At 28.8% G+C, this 16,047-nt stretch carries 12 protein-coding genes; all 12 read left to right on the top strand.

The annotated features are described in order from the left end of the window. The first annotated feature begins 4 nt into the window (after positions 1 to 4). The 12 genes from MED152_RS05615 (at position 5) to MED152_RS05560 (ending at position 14,831) form a co-directional block, all read left to right on the top strand. Positions 5 to 1,540 (top strand): hypothetical protein, encoded by a 1,536-nt coding sequence (locus MED152_RS05615; protein WP_015480894.1) that lies wholly within the window; start codon positions 5 to 7, stop codon positions 1,538 to 1,540. Continuing rightward, positions 1,530 to 2,765 carry a lipopolysaccharide biosynthesis protein gene (locus MED152_RS05610; RefSeq protein WP_015480893.1) on the top strand — a complete coding sequence of 412 codons (1,236 nt, stop codon included), beginning with the start codon at positions 1,530 to 1,532 and terminating at the stop codon, positions 2,763 to 2,765. Before MED152_RS05615 ends, MED152_RS05610 begins: the two co-directional genes overlap by 11 nt. Then, complete coding sequence (locus MED152_RS05605; protein WP_015480892.1) at positions 2,762 to 4,144, top strand: hypothetical protein; 1,383 nt, start codon at positions 2,762 to 2,764, stop codon at positions 4,142 to 4,144. Before MED152_RS05610 ends, MED152_RS05605 begins: the two co-directional genes overlap by 4 nt. Next, on the top strand, positions 4,137 to 5,687 hold the full coding sequence (locus MED152_RS05600; RefSeq protein ID WP_015480891.1) for an aldolase catalytic domain-containing protein: 1,551 nt from the start codon (positions 4,137 to 4,139) through the stop codon (positions 5,685 to 5,687). The genes MED152_RS05605 and MED152_RS05600 overlap by 8 nt, the downstream gene beginning before the upstream one ends. Beyond that, on the top strand, positions 5,684 to 6,436 hold the full coding sequence (locus MED152_RS05595) for a 3-deoxy-manno-octulosonate cytidylyltransferase (RefSeq protein WP_015480890.1): 753 nt from the start codon (positions 5,684 to 5,686) through the stop codon (positions 6,434 to 6,436). Before MED152_RS05600 ends, MED152_RS05595 begins: the two co-directional genes overlap by 4 nt. Continuing rightward, on the top strand, positions 6,433 to 7,047 hold the full coding sequence (locus MED152_RS05590) for an HAD family hydrolase (protein WP_015480889.1): 615 nt from the start codon (positions 6,433 to 6,435) through the stop codon (positions 7,045 to 7,047). The genes MED152_RS05595 and MED152_RS05590 overlap by 4 nt, the downstream gene beginning before the upstream one ends. A 42-nt stretch (positions 7,048 to 7,089) precedes the next feature. Beyond that, a complete protein-coding gene (locus MED152_RS05585) occupies positions 7,090 to 7,836 on the top strand; it encodes a glycosyltransferase family 2 protein (RefSeq protein ID WP_015480888.1) in 747 nt (248 codons plus the stop codon). Beyond that, complete coding sequence (locus tag MED152_RS05580) at positions 7,836 to 8,720, top strand: NAD(P)-dependent oxidoreductase (protein WP_015480887.1); 885 nt, start codon at positions 7,836 to 7,838, stop codon at positions 8,718 to 8,720. Before MED152_RS05585 ends, MED152_RS05580 begins: the two co-directional genes overlap by 1 nt. A 2-nt stretch (positions 8,721 to 8,722) precedes the next feature. Next, a complete protein-coding gene (locus MED152_RS05575) occupies positions 8,723 to 9,682 on the top strand; it encodes a glycosyltransferase family 4 protein (protein ID WP_015480886.1) in 960 nt (319 codons plus the stop codon). A 77-nt stretch (positions 9,683 to 9,759) separates the two neighbouring features. Then, the gene (locus tag MED152_RS05570) at positions 9,760 to 11,649 is read left to right on the top strand and encodes a nucleoside-diphosphate sugar epimerase/dehydratase (RefSeq protein WP_015480885.1); all 1,890 of its coding nucleotides are present in this window, start codon (positions 9,760 to 9,762) and stop codon (positions 11,647 to 11,649) included. A 43-nt stretch (positions 11,650 to 11,692) separates the two neighbouring features. Further along, positions 11,693 to 12,457, top strand: coding sequence for a polysaccharide biosynthesis/export family protein (locus MED152_RS05565; protein WP_015480884.1), 765 nt, complete (start codon positions 11,693 to 11,695; stop codon positions 12,455 to 12,457). A gap of 1 nt (position 12,458) precedes the next feature. Beyond that, positions 12,459 to 14,831: a polysaccharide biosynthesis tyrosine autokinase gene (locus MED152_RS05560; RefSeq protein ID WP_015480883.1), complete on the top strand. Its 2,373-nt coding sequence runs from the start codon at positions 12,459 to 12,461 to the stop codon at positions 14,829 to 14,831. Positions 14,832 to 16,047: the final 1,216 nt, after the last annotated feature.

Here is a 16,047-nt window from a genome sequence, read left to right as displayed (position 1 = left end):
TAAAATGAAAAAAGAAATTTATTTCTTCTATTCTTCTTTACCTGGAGCTATGTTGGGTGTTTTATTAGATCAGGCAAAAAAGGCAATGATTGATGAAGGGAAAAAGGTTTATTTTGTGATGTGTGAAGGTTTTTTTTCTCATTGTTTGTCAAATCCAAAAGGAAATATAGGAATTTGTAAGTTATGCAAATCCCAATCAAGAAAAATTATCTTTGAAAATTTAAGTAAAGATATAACATTTTTACAGCTTTCAGATTATTATAAAGGAAGTCACAAGAAGGAAGATATTATTTTGAAAAAAGCGCAAGATGTAAAAAAATATGTGTATAAGGATATAGAGATTGGTTATGGCGTTATCTCAAGTTACATTCATCTTACAAGAAATCAACTTCCGGAAATTAACAATGACTCAATTAAGTATTTCCAAAACCAAATTTTACAGTCTAAACAATTAATTGATGCCTTTGAAAATGTTATTGATGACATAAAACCTGACGAAATATCTAGTTTTAATGGTAGGTTTAATGAAATTAAACCTGTTTTTGAGTTAGGTATTAAAAAAAATATACAAGTAAATCTCTATGAATTTGAAAATATAGGATATAAGAAATATGCTAAAGTAGTATTTAAGAATACCTTACCACATAGTATTAAAGGAAATAGGTGGAAATTTGATTATTTATGGAATGATCCAAATTTATTAAAATCCAAAAAAATAGAATTAGCAAAAGAATTTTATTACAATAAACGAAACGGTATAGCTGCTGGAGATAAAATATACGTTAAAGGAACTACAACGGGAAAATTACCTAATAATTGGGATGAGAAAAAGAAAAATATTATTCTTTTTAATTCTTCCGAAGATGAGTATGTCTCTATTGGTAAAGAATGGGAAGATTTAGCACTATTTGAAAGTCAATATGAAGGATTGAAATACATATTTAATCAACATAAAGATAATAATGAAATTCATTTCTATTTAAGAGTGCACCCTAATTTAAAAAACGTAAAATATAAATACCATACAAAATTATATAATTTTCAAGAGGATTATAATAACGTGACAGTGATTAGCCCTTCTGAAGATATCAATTCGTATGATTTATTAGATGTTTCAGATAAAGTAATTATTTTTGGTTCTACAATAGGGCTTGAAGCCTCGTATTGGGGTAAACCAGTAATTTTATTGGGATGTTCTTGGTATTATTATGAGAATGTTTGCTATATACCAAAAAGTTTAGAAGAGCTAAATGATTTGCTAACTAAAGATTTACAACCAATAAAAAATGAAGAAAATTTTTTAAAACTAGGTTTGTTCTTTTACCATAGGAATGCAACATATATCGACAGGGAAACCATTTTTAAATATGTAGATTTTAATATAACAATCTGTACTATTTTTGGTAACGAAATTTTTGGGTATAATTACCAAAAATTATTAGGTTCTATAAAACTAAAAGCAATAGTTGTAGCAATTATAAAATTACTAAGTTTATATCTAACAAGTAATAAATACAAATTACCAATTAATGAAGAATAAAATGAAGTATAGACTTCATAAAAAACTATTGCAAAGTTATAATAAAGATAAAATAAGATATTTTTATGATTTCGTTATTTTTGGTTTAGGTTTTTTTATTTCATCATTTATTGGTTTAATTATCTCAATTCTTGTAAATAAAGGATTGCCCAAAGAAGAATTGGGTCTTTTTAATTATAATAAAAGTGTTTTAGAATTTTTGACTTATGTTTTTACTTTAGTAATGTATAGAAGTTACATAAGGTTTAATATTACAGGTCTGAATGTATCTTTAAAAAGTAAAGTCAAAAAAATAAATTACTTAGCTTTTATTTTAATTTCCCTTGTAGCGTATTATCTAACTGAAAGTATTTTCTCCTTATTCTTTGCTTTTTTTGTATTTTTTGAAGAAAGGCTTTATCTCTTTAGATCATTAATGTTAGTAAAAAAAGTCAATTTTCTAAAAATTACTGTTTCGTTAATCACTTTAATTTTAATAAGTATTCTTGTATTTACTGACCATTTAAATCCTAACTATATTTTCTTTTGTTATGGAATAGGATTCTTTTTGTCACTTTTTTTTAAAAATAGCAACTATAAAAAACTTGATACAGAAGAAATAAGATGGAAAACAATTTTACTTTATACACTGCCTGTTTTAGGTTCAATGCTAGTAAAGCTATCTTTGGATATTGTTTCTCAATATTTAATCAAGGATAATTTTAATCCTTTAGAACTGTCAAAATACGCTATCGCAACTAGAGTTTTGCTAAGCGTTAAAGTATTTTCAAGTCTTTTTATGATGTTTTTTCCTGTGATTTATTTTAGAGAAATTAAAAAGAAAAATGGTAAATTTATAAATAAATTAAGGTTCTTAATTTCTTTTTCCATGCTTATAATTATTGCTTTTGCTATTTATTATAGAGAATTAATTTATACTCTAATGGGTGCGTCAAAATATATAGAATTCACTAATTTATTTAGTATTTTAGTAGTTTCAGAGTTTATGTTTGTTTTAGGTGGCTTATATGGTGTTTACTTATCCTATGCATTAAAAACACAATATGCATTACTAATATATACTTCAGGTGCTTTATTAAATTTAATAGTACTACATTATTTTTTGAATACACAAGGAATTAATATGGCTGCTTATTCTATATTAATTTCTAATATATTGATGACGGCTCTATTTGTTATTTTCTCATATAGATTAGAATTTAAATATATAAATAGTACATCATGAAGTTAGTTATTATTAAAGACAAATTTTTATGGAATAATATGGAGTTTTCTTTGGATGATTTGCATACTCATGAATTTCATGAATTTTCAAATGAAATTTCGCATAAGTATTACAATAATTCCTTTTTTGTGAATGAATTATTTATAAATTTTATACAGAATTTTTTAGCAATTGAATTTTTTATAATAGAAAATAATATTCTATCAATAAAACTTACTAAAAGTTCTCCTAATCTCTATTATTTGATTAAAGAGGTCGCAAAAAAACACAACTTAAATTTTAATGGCAGCAGGAATATCCATAAGCTTATAAATTTAGGTTGTTTTTATTATTATATTTTCAGCTCAAGTGTTTATTTAATATACTTAATGTTAAAAATTTCTTTTGAAGAAAGTAATGAGATGACTGGTGCAATTGCTATAACAAGAAGGAATTCTTGCTTAAATAGAATGACAAAATTAAATATTAACACTATAGTTGAAGATCCATATGATATTAACTCTATATATAAGTATATTCCTACACTTACAAGAGTAAAATTAGTCTTAATATCAATAAAAGAATCATTTTTTCAACTGAAAGAAATGAAAATTTTAATAACAAGATATATGGGTAAAGAATCTAAATATTTAATAAATTCCTTTTATGGTAAAAGAATTGTTCATACTATGTTATATAAAAATGTATTAAATTTATTTTTCAAGTTAAATAATTATTCAAAATTTTACACAGGAAATAATTTGGATCGCTTTGCTTTTATAGAAGAAAAAATTGCAAAGGAGTATAATTTAGATCTAATTTGTATACCTCATGGATTAGAGTATGGTTTTAAATTTCCAAAATGCTTTACAGGAGATACGTTTTTTGCCACTAGTAAAATAGCAAGAGATTATTTGAATAAGTTATATAATACAACTAAATTTGAATTCGATTTTCCTTTATTAAAAACTATATTTAAATTAGAAACGAAAAAATCAGATAATGCTAGAATAGTATTTTTTTCTGAACCGAGAGAAAAATGGGTGAATCATCAAATTATAAAAGATTTAATTCCATTACTGAATAAAGATAATTTAAAACTACATATAAAGCTCCATCCTTACGATGATATAAAAGATTATAATTATGAAGGTGTTAATATTATAAAGGATTTTAATGAAGCAATTTGTGGCAATATTTGTTTTGCTAGAAAATCGACAATATTAATAGAAGCGTTGTACAATAATTCATCAGCTTCATCAATCTTATTAAATACAAAAGACAAAACACTTTTTTTTAGTTTTCCATCTTTGACAACTAGAAAATTAAATCGAGCTTTTACTATAGATCAATTATATAATTGGATTAAAATAGAATATAAAAAAAATAATTATGAATAAAACCTTTAAAATTTTAGATTGTACCCTGAGGGATGGTGGTTACTATACGAATTGGGATTTTGACAGAGAACTTGTAAAGACTTACTGCAGTTCAATGGAGTCACTGCCTATAGACTATGTAGAGGTTGGTTATAGGAGTATTCCTTTAGAGGGTTATTTAGGTGAATATTTCTATTGCCCTGATTTTGTGATGAAAGAATTGAAACAAATGATGCCTTCCAAAAAATTGGTTATTATTTTAAATGAAAAAGACATCAGAGCATCACATGTACCTGAATTGTTAAAGCCTTGTCAAGGGTATATTTCAATGATCAGGATTGCTGTTGATCCTGCAAATTTTGAAAGAGCAATTGAATTGGCAAAAGCAATTAAAGTTATGGGTTTTGAAGTGGCTTTCAATGTTATGTACATGTCAGAATGGAAAGAAGATAATTCTTTTTTAGATTTGTTAGAAGATTTGGATAGCATAATTGATTATTTCTATATGGTAGATTCATTTGGAGGAGTTTTTCAAGATGATGTAAAAGATATTATCAGGTTAGTAAAGTCAAAAACCAATGTTCAATTAGGTTTCCATGGTCATAATAATTTAGAAATGGCATTGGCTAATACCATCACTGCAATAAATGAAGGTTGTGAGATTGTTGATGCAACGATAACAGGAATGGGAAGAGGTGCAGGAAACCTAAGGACAGAACTACTTATTACGTTCTTAAACAGTAAAGGATATGATGGTATCCCTTTTGGCGATTTAAGTCAAACAGTTACATTATTTGAAGAAATGAAAAAAGAATATGGCTGGGGTACTAATCTACCATATATGTTTTCAGGAGCTTATTCTTTGCCTCAAAAACAAGTGATGGAATGGGTTGGAATGAACAGGTATCCAATAGCTTCTATCGTAAATGCACTGCATAATAAGAAAAGTTTTGTTGATGATAACTTGAGTCTCCCAAACTTAGAAAGTAAAGAAAAATGGAAAGATGTTTTAATTGTTGGTGGAGGAAATTCGGTTTTTGAAAATAACCAAGCCTTAAAAGTTTATTTACAGCAAAATAAAGACGTAAAAGTAATACATACAGGGTTGAAATACATTTCAAACTTTAAGGAAGTGGAAAATGATCAATACTATGCCCTAGTTGGATTTGAAGGAGGTAAATTATTAGATGCTATAGAAGAAATTGATGTATCAAATAAGAAATTTATTTATCCACCACATCCAAGAAAAATGGGAACTTTAATTACAAAAAAAACTAAATCATATTCTTACGAATTATCAAGTATTGATTTTACAAAAGCTTCGGAAGATTCACCATTGGCCATAGCAATTCAGTTAGCAATAAATTTAAAAGCAGAAAATATATATTTTGTGGGTTTTGATGGTTATGACACCAACATTAATAAAGGTCAATTTAAACTAGTGCAAGAAAATCAAAATGTATTTTTGGATTTAATAAGTATTAAAGAGATTAATGTACTTTCACTCACTCCCTCAAAATATGAAAAGTTAAAACACTCATCTATTTATAGCTTGCTAAAATGAAAATTGTAGGAGTTATACCCGCTAGATATCAGTCATCAAGATTTCCAGGTAAACCTTTAGTAGATTTGAATGGAGTTCCTATGATTATTCGTGTTGCTAATATTGTAGAAAAATGTTTAGGTAAAGACAATACTTATGTAGCTACTGATGATAATCGAATAAAAGAGGTTGTAGAGTTTCATGGATTCAAAGCTATAATGACATCTTCTGATTGCCTTACAGGAACAGACAGAGTTTATGACTTTTCTAAACAGATCAAAGCTGATATTTATGTGAATGTTCAAGGAGATGAGCCTTTGTTGAACCACAAAGACATTCAGAAAATTATTAATACTAAGAAAATCAACATGAAGTCTGTGATTAATGGGATGTGTTCTTTAACCTCTGATGAAAATCCACATAATGTGAATATTCCAAAAGTGGTAACCAATAAGTTCAATGATTTGTTGTACATGTCTAGATTGGCAGTGCCAGGAATTAAAAACTTTAAGAATAACGTTCAGCCAGATTACAAAAAGCAAGTTTGTATTTACGCTTTTAGCCAAGAGGAACTCCAAGCATACGGAAGTCAAAAAGAAAAGTCGGTTTTTGAAGGATTTGAAGATATTGAAATTTTACGCTTCTTCGATTTGAATATTCCTATAAAGATGGTTGAGACCTCAGGAAGTTCTTTGGCTGTTGATATTTTAGAAGATGTAGCAAAGGTAGAGGCAGTATTAATTAATATAGAAGGTAAATTGAGAGTATGATTAAAACAATATTATGGGATTTTGATGGAGTTATTTTAGATTCCATGAATGTAAGAGATTGGGGTTTTGAAGAAATATTCAAAGAATACGATCGTCTTTTAGTCGATCAATTATTAGACTATCATAGAATAAATGGGGGTCTTTCTAGGTATGTTAAGATTCGATACTTTTTTGAAGAATTATTAGGACAATCCATTACGGAAGAAGCAGTGCTAGAATATGCAAATAAATTTTCAATTTTAATGAAAAAAGAATTAACTAACAAAAAAAACTTAATTAAAGATTCTGTTGAGTTTATAAAAAATAATCATAAAAAGTATAATTTTCATGTTGTTTCTGGTTCAGATCAAGAAGAGTTGAGATTTTTAAATAGAGAGTTGGGTATGGATCAATATTTTATTTCTATACATGGATCTCCTACACCAAAAAAAGATCTCGTTAGTAAATTAATGAAAAGGTATAATTATAATGTTGAGAAAACTTGTTTGATTGGAGATTCTATAAATGATTATCAAGCAGCTAAATCTAATAAAATAATTTTTTATGGATATAATAATAATATGATAAAACATTTGGGTAAAGCTTATTTGACGTCCTTAACGAACTTTTAGTAATGCTGTCTATCAAATCTTAATAAAACTTTATAGATATTAATGAAAATTTCAATAATAACCGTTAGTTATAATAGTGAATCTACTATAGAAACTACTTTTAAGTCAGTAGCTATTCAAAAATATAAAAACGTTGAGTATATTTTAATAGACGGCGGATCACAAGATAACACATTATCCATTGCTAAGAAATATAATCATATAATTACTAAAATTGTTTCAGAGAAAGATAATGGTCTCTATGATGCCATGAACAAAGGGATAAAGTTAGCAACTGGTGATGTGATAGGAATAATAAATTCAGATGATTTGTTTTGTGACCAGAATGCTTTAGAAAAGGTTATTGATGTCTTTAATAAAAATCAAAATTTAGATTCTGTTTATGCAGATTTATTTTATGTATCGCAATTCAACATAAATAAGATTGTTAGAAGATGGGTTACAGGTAATCAAAAACCTTTTAAAAATGGATGGCACCCTGCCCACCCTACCTTTTATATTAAAAAAAGTGTTTATGATAAATTTGGCTTATTTGACTTAAGCTTTAAATTAGCAGCAGATTTTGAAATCATGTTACGTTTCCTTGACAAGCATAAGATTAGTGCTATTTATTTACAGGAACCATTGGTGAAAATGCGTCTAGGTGGTGAAACAAATAAAAGCTTTAAAAATATTTATAATCAAAATGTAGAATGTATAAGAGCTTTTAAAAAAAATGATTTAAAAGTCAACAAGTTTTTATATCCATTTTTCAGACTTATACCCAAGTTTTTTCAATTTAAAGGATAATGGAAAAAGTATTATTAACTGGTTTTTCAGGTTTTTTAGGAAGTACTATTTTAAACTTTTTAGAAAGTGAAAATTATGAAATTATTAAGGCTGGTCGCAATAAAGAGTCGGACATACAGTTTAATTTGCTAAAAGATACATTACCAAAAGTTGATGTAGAATATGTCATACATGTTGCCGGAAAAGCACATGTCATCCCTAAAACCGAGCTTGAAAAAGAAGCTTTTTTTAAAGTAAACTTTATAGGGACAAGAAATTTGATAGATGGATTAAATTTAAAAAAGCTAAAAACTTTTATTTTTATTAGCACAGTTGCTGTTTATGGTGTCGATTCAGGTGAATTAATTGAAGAAAACCATCCACTTAAAGGAGATACTCCTTATGCACTTAGTAAAATTAAAGCGGAAGAACTTCTGATTGATTTTGGAAAAAGAAATAATATTAAAATCGTAATATTAAGATTGCCCTTAATAACAGGAAAAAATCCAGTTGGTAATTTAAGTAGTATAATTAAGGCTATACAAAAAGGATATTATTTTAGAATAGGAGAAGGAGAAGCGAAACGTTCTTTGATATCGGCATTGGATGTTGCTAATGTTATTCCACATTTAATGCAAATAAGTGGAGTATTTAATTATACTGATTGTCATCATCCAGACATAGCTGAAATAGATTCAATTATAGCAGATAAATACAATAAACATATAAGAAAATTACCTAAAAATTTACTTAGTGTAGTGGCTAAATTTGGTGATATAGTCCCTATCTTTCCTTTCAATTCAAATAAATTCAAAAAATTAACAAGCACTTTAACATTTTCTAATCGTAAAATTTTAAGTGTGATAGATTATCGTCCTGTTAGAGGCATGAGAGATATTTTGTAATCATGAAAGCATACATATTCATTATATTAACCTTGGGAGTATTATCTTATGTCTATTTAAAATTAGCAATTAAATTTAATATAATCGATAAGCCTAATCAAAGAAGCTCACACACGAAGATCACAGTTCGAGGTGGAGGAATTATTTTTCCAATTGCTATTTTACTTTTTTATATTATTCATGATTTTACTTATTCGTATTTTACCTTGGGTATTTTCTTAATTGCGATTGTTAGTTTTTTAGACGATATATATACACTTTCTTCTAAAATAAGATTTCCATTTCAATTCATTGCTGTATTTCTTATTTTGCTAGAAATTGGTTTACCTTATTCACCCATTTATATGTATTGCGCAGCACTACTCTTTGGTGTTGGCATTATAAATATGTTTAATTTTATGGATGGTATTAATGGTATAACTGGGTTGTATAGTTTATCAGTCCTATTGGGATTCTATTTTTTAAATGAAAATGAGCAATTACTTCAAAGTGATTTAATAATTTATTCGATTATAGCACTTTTGATTTTTGGATTTTACAATTTTAGAACGAAAGCTTTATTTTTTGCTGGAGATATAGGTAGTATCGCCATTGGTGCTCTGGTGTTTTTTACGGGATTGTATTTCATGTATTACTTAGAATCTCCGTTAATATTACTTTTTGTTATTGTTTATGGAGCGGATGCAGGTAACACCCTTTTGTATCGTAAATTTTTTACTCAAGAAAGTATATTTGAAGCACATCGTCATCATATCTATCAAAAATTAGTAGATAAAACTAGGTTTACACATTTACAAGTTTCATTTTTATATGCTATTCTTCAATTTGGTATTAGTTTAATCATATTAAAAACATATAAGCTTTCCTTAGAAGTTCAGTGGTTATTATTTTTCGGATTGATTTTGGTTTTTATAATCGCTTATATAATAATTTTCAGGAAATTACAGAAAATAGTAGGCTAAATCCTTGTATCACTCGTAAGTATATATTAAAAAATATTGTAAATTCGCACTTTAGGTTATTTTGCCAATTTTCTATTATGCTAAGAAGTTTCTTATTAAAAACATTAAATAAATATGCTTCCAGGTGGTTGGTATTATGTATTGATGTTATCCTAGTTTGTATCTCTTTTTTGTTGGCCTACACTATTCGTTTTAATATTAGTTTAGACTTTAATACAGATACCTTTCTAATTCAAATACCTGTTGTAGCTTTTGTAGCTTTTATTAGTTTTCTCATTGTAGGTTCCTACAAAGGAATTATTCGTCACACAGGAACGAAAGACGCATTTAATGTTTTTTTGGGGGTAACGATTGCCAGCATTTCTTTAGGGTTTCTGGTTGCTTTAAATTCACTTTTTAAGTTGAATTATTTTACAGTGCCAAATTCTATTATTGTGATTCACTATTTGGTGTCTGTATTTATTTTAATTATCAGCAGATATGTTTTTAAAGCCTTCTATGATGTAATTTCAACTGAAGTAAATACGATTAAAAATGTTTTAATATATGGTGCGGGTGAAGCTGGAATTATTACCTACGGAGCGTTAAATAGAGATAAAAAATACAATTATGATATTTTAGGTTTTATTGATGATGATCCTAATAAAATTAATAAAAAAATTGATCGTATTAAGATTTTCAGCTTTGACAAAATTAACAAGGAGTTTGTTCAAAAAAATGAGTTGACAGAAGTCATTATATCCACCCAAAAAATAAGACCTTCTCGTCTATTGGAAATTACAGATCGCTTGTTAGCTTTAGAAGTTGAGGTAAAGATAGTGCCTCCATTGGTCACTTGGATTGATGGTGATTTACAGGCAAATCAAATCAAACAAATTAATATTGATGATTTACTAGGGAGAGATAAAATTGAAATTAATAATCCTATTGTAAAACGAGATGTAGATAATAAAGTGGTTTTGGTAACTGGGGCAGCTGGTTCTATAGGATCCGAAATCTCTAGGCAGTTAAGTCGTTATAATTTAAAACACTTAATTTTGTTAGATCAAGCAGAATCTGCCTTATATGACTTACAACAAGAACTGCAATTAAATGGTGTTCTTAATTTTTCTGCTTTAGTAGCAGATGTAAGAGACAAAAAGAGAATGCGAGAGGTTTTTAAAAAATATCAACCACATAACGTCTTCCATGCAGCAGCATATAAACATGTTCCATTAATGGAGAAGAGCCCTTATGAAGCCATAAAAATTAATGTTTTAGGAACCAAAAAAGTTGCAGATTTAGCGGTTCGATATAAAGTAGAGCGCTTTGTTATGATTTCTACGGACAAGGCAGTTAATCCAACAAATGTTATGGGAGCTACTAAAAGAGTTGCTGAAATGTATATTAGCTGTTTAAGCAAACAACAATCGGATACAAAATTCACAACAACACGTTTTGGAAATGTGCTAGGTTCAAATGGGTCTGTCATACCCCTATTTAAAAAACAAATTGAAAAAGGTGGTCCTTTAACGGTTACGCATAAAGATATTACGCGTTATTTTATGACAATCCCTGAGGCATGTCGATTAGTGCTTGAGGCGGCCACAATGGGGCAGGGAGGTGAAGTATATATTTTTGACATGGGGAAATCTGTAAAAATATTTGATATGGCGAAACGAATGATTTCTTTATCTGGTTTGACATATCCAGATGATATTGACATACAAATTACGGGGTTGCGACCGGGAGAAAAATTATATGAGGAATTACTCGCGAATGGAGAGAATACCGTAAAAACCTATCATGAAAAAATTATGATTGCGAAAACACAATCATTTCATAAAGAAGGGGTGCAACATGTTATTGAGAATTTACAGAAGCATAAGAATAGTTTGTCAAATACTGAAATTGTAAGTTTAATTAAAACCATAGTTCCTGAATACATTTCTAATAACTCCGAGTTTGAAAAGTTAGATATTAATTAGGTCTATCACTTCAAAATTTGTTATTTTCGCCAAAAACTATTTAATGAAGAAAAGTATCATAGCACTAGTATCGGTATTACTAATAAGCTCTTGTGTTTCTAAAAAAGAAATCATCTACTTTCAAAATGATGAAATAGACCAATCAAAGGTTTCTAACAGTTATAAAACCATTATTAAACCAGACGATTTATTACAAATTAATATTACCGCCCAAGATTTAAAGGCAGTTCAGCCTTTCAATTTATCAGCTGTGGCATACGCCACTTCTACGAATTCGGCAGTAGGGGTTGCTCAACAACAAATGTATTTGGTGGATACTAAAGGTGAGATTGATTTTCCTGTTTTAGGAAAAATAAATATTGGAGGCTTGACTAGAGATGAAGTTATTGCCTTGCTTAGAAATAAATTGGATCCTGATTATGTAAAAGACCCAAATATTAACATTCGTATTGTCAATTACAAAATAGCTGTTCTAGGCGATGTGCAACGACCAGGAAGTTACAATATTCCGAATGAACGTATAACCATTTTAGATGCGTTAGCCTTGGCTGGAGATTTAAATATTTCAGGCCAACGTAATGATATTTTAATTACTCGGGAAGAGGCAGGGAAAAAGGTGCAATATAAAATTGATTTGTTATCTAAAGATATTTTTACATCTCCTGTTTATTACTTACAACAAAATGATGTGGTGTATGTAAAGCAAAATTATGCGCGTATTCAGTCGGCTTCCGCTAATTCAAATACCTCATTATTTATCTCGATTACTAGTGTCATAATCACCTTAGTTACATTAATTACCCGATAATATGCAAGATAATTTGAATAGTTTTCAAAATGAAAACGAGGATACTGTAAATATTCGTGAGGAGGTTGAAAAATATTTACGCTATTGGCGCTGGTTTTTGCTAGGAGCAATAGTTGCAATTGCTGTTGCCTTTTTGTATCTACGCTACAGCACACCTTCCTATAAGGTCTCTTCTACTATAATGATTAAGGACAATCAGAAGTCAGGGATTTCTGACGAGCTAAAAGCTGTAGCCGATTTAGGGATTGTGGGTACGGGTTCGACAAATAATACAGATAATGAAATATTTATTATCAAATCCCGTAAAATCATTGGTACTGTTATTGATTCTTTGGAATTAACAACTAAGTTTTATACGGAAGGCAGAGTGAAACAAACAGAAGTATATTTGAATTCTCCAGTTCGAGTTGAATTTGTAAATAGAAATCAAGATTTTGAATTAAGGGATACAACATTCATTGTTCAGATTTTAGATAAGTCTAATTTTAACTTGTTTAATTTGGACAAATCAGTCAAATCAACTTTTCAATTTGGTGAATCAGTTTCCAACAAAATTGGTACTTTTAGGATTATTTTGTTTGAAGAAAATTTCGATTTTAAATCGGAAGTTTTTGTTTCATTTTTAATTAGAGATGAGGTAATAGATGAATATCGTGAAAAAATAATTGTTTCTCCTGCAGATAAAAATTCGAGTGTATTAAATTTGAGGTTAACAGATCCTGTGAAGCAGAAAGCGGTGGATATATTAAACGAATTGGTCATTCAATACAATTTGGATGCAATTGCTGATAAAAATATTGTTTCTGAGAAAACCAAACAGTTTATAGAAGAACGATTAATCAGTGTAGGAAATGATTTGGCTTTGATACAAGATAATGTTAAGAATTACAAAACGAAATTTGGGATCACTGGATTATCAACAGAGGGTGAGTTGGCTTTAGGCGAGGTAACTCGAAATAACCAACAAATTGTTACTTTAAAAAGTCAATTGAGTTTGGCGGATTGGATACAGAAAAAATTACAGGTTCAAGCGCAGGACAATGACGTGTTACCTACTAATTTAGGGTTTACAGATGAAAGTATTTCTACTGCCATTCAATCCTATAATGACTTAGTGTTACAAAAAAACACCTTATTAACTACTGCAGGTATTAAAAATCCACGTTTGATTGAAATTCAAAATCAAATAAATACCTTACAACAAAACTTATTGTCCAGCATTGCGAATTTAAAGAATTCTTTAGAAATACAATTATCGCAAATAAACGCAGAAGCGAGAAAAGTAAATGCTAAAATTGCAAACATTCCTTTAATTGAAAGAGGGATTATTGACATTGAGCGCCAAAAAGAGATTTACTCTGAATTGTATTCGTATTTGTTAAAGAAAAAAGAAGAAACTGCCATTTCATTGGCGGTAACTGTGCCGAATGCAAAAATTATTGATTATGCCTATGGTTCAGATATTCCGGTTGCACCCAAAAAGAAAATTATTTTTCTTGCGGCTTTATTATTGGGTGTTATTGTACCTTTTATTATTATCTATATCAAAAATTTATTAGATACAAAATTACATACTCGTAAGGATATTGAACAACTGACAACAGTACCTTTTATAGGTGATGTACCGCATTCGGAAACTGAGCAGAAAATTGTAATTAGTGATAATGCTAGAACAAGTACTGCAGAGGCATTCCGTTTAATTAGAACCAATTTAGCGTTCATGTTGCCTGAAAATACAAATAATCTGGGGAAAACTATTTTTATTACCTCTACCACTAGTGGTGAAGGAAAGTCGTTCATCTCTATTAATTTATCTGCAGCATTATCCTTGTCGAATAAAAAAGTTTTATTGTTAGGAATGGATTTAAGAGCTCCGAAAGTAACAGAATACTTAGGATTACCCGAACGCAAGGGAATTACCAATTATATAACGAATAGCCAACTTACTTTAGATGATTTAAAGTTTTCTATACCTGAGATCAAAGGCTTAGATATTATTGCCTCTGGTGTGATTCCACCAAATCCAGCTGAATTGTTATTGACAGATCGTGTAAAACAATTAATGGAAGAAGTAAAGAGAGATTATGATTATATTGTTGTGGATACAGCACCTGTAAACTTAGTTACAGATACTTTATTAATTTCCAAATATGCGGATATGGTATTATATGTTTCTAGGGCAAACTACTTAGACAAGAGAATGTTAGTGGTTCCACAGAAATTATATGAAGAGAAAAAATTACCAAATATGGCTTTTGTTTTAAATGATACAGACATGAAACGTGGCTATGGTTATGGCTATGGTTATGGCTATGGGAATGGTTATTTGGAAGAAGTAACCAAACCTTGGTATAAAAGAATATTTAGTTCTTAATTGAATAAAAAAAAGGGAAGCATTATTGCTTCCCTTTTTTTAGTGAAACACTTTTAAAGAAGAAACTATATGTCATTTCGAGTATTACTGAGATTAAAAGATATTTTAATTGAAAGTAGTGAGAGAAGCTCAGTTTAGTGGAATGGATAGATTTTTTTTTAACTCTCTTCTTTTTTCCATTGATGAAAAAAGAACCAAAAAAATCTAGACTTATTTTATCATTTTTAAATTCTACAATTTATTCCATTAACGCGTCCAGACCACTGCGTTCTTTGGACGCTTACCATTCTATAAATTTTGAATTTCTACAGATGATAAAAATATGTCGAAAAAGGTAATTTCATAAATCCTACTTCAAATTAAACTCAGTCAAGTCAAATAGTAGAATTAAATGATAATTTTGAGATCTTTCCACAAGGTCGAGATGATAGATAGTACTTACTAAGAAAGGGATTTACAATATTATTAGAATCTTCGAAAATCCCAAGAAATAATGAGTGAAAGATTGGAATTGCGGTGCGCAAGCACTACGCATGGAAATCTGAAAAAGAATGGTGCTTTGCAATTTCATAGGGATTCTCTTGTTCTTTTGTCTCTTTTGCAACAAGGTAAAAGAGAAAATTAAATATTTTCATGTCTTTTTTCATTGATGAAAAAAGAATCAAAAAAATCTAGACTTATTTTATCATTTTTAAATTCTACAATTTATTCCATTAACGCGTCCAGACCACTGCGCTCTTTGGACGCTAAACATTCTATAAATTTTGAATTTCTACAGATGATAAAAGTATGTCGAAAAAGGTAAATTTATAAATCTTACTTCGAATTAAATTTAGGTCAGGCAAATAAAGGAGTCAAATGATAGTTTTGAGATCTCTCCACAAGGTCGAGATGACATATAGATTCTTTTTTAAAATTTTAATAAAAAAACTCCCTGTTATTTCGACTGTAGCTTTTTAGCGGAATGGAGAAATCTCTTTGTAAGTATTAAGTATAATTTTGAGATCTCTCCACTAGGTCGAGATGACATTTAGGTATTAATTAAATTATAGAAATATATACATAAAACTACTTGTCATTTCGAGCATAGCGCAAGCGGAGTCGAGCAATCTCTTTGTAAGTATTAAGTATAATTTTGAGATCTCTCCACAAGGTCTAGATGACAGCTAGGTATTATTTAAATTATAGAATTGGATACATAAAACGCCCTGTCATT

Source organism: Polaribacter sp. MED152, assembly GCF_000152945.2.
Classification (GTDB): Bacteria; Bacteroidota; Bacteroidia; order Flavobacteriales; family Flavobacteriaceae; genus Polaribacter.
This window is presented reverse-complemented; position numbering and strand designations above follow the sequence as displayed.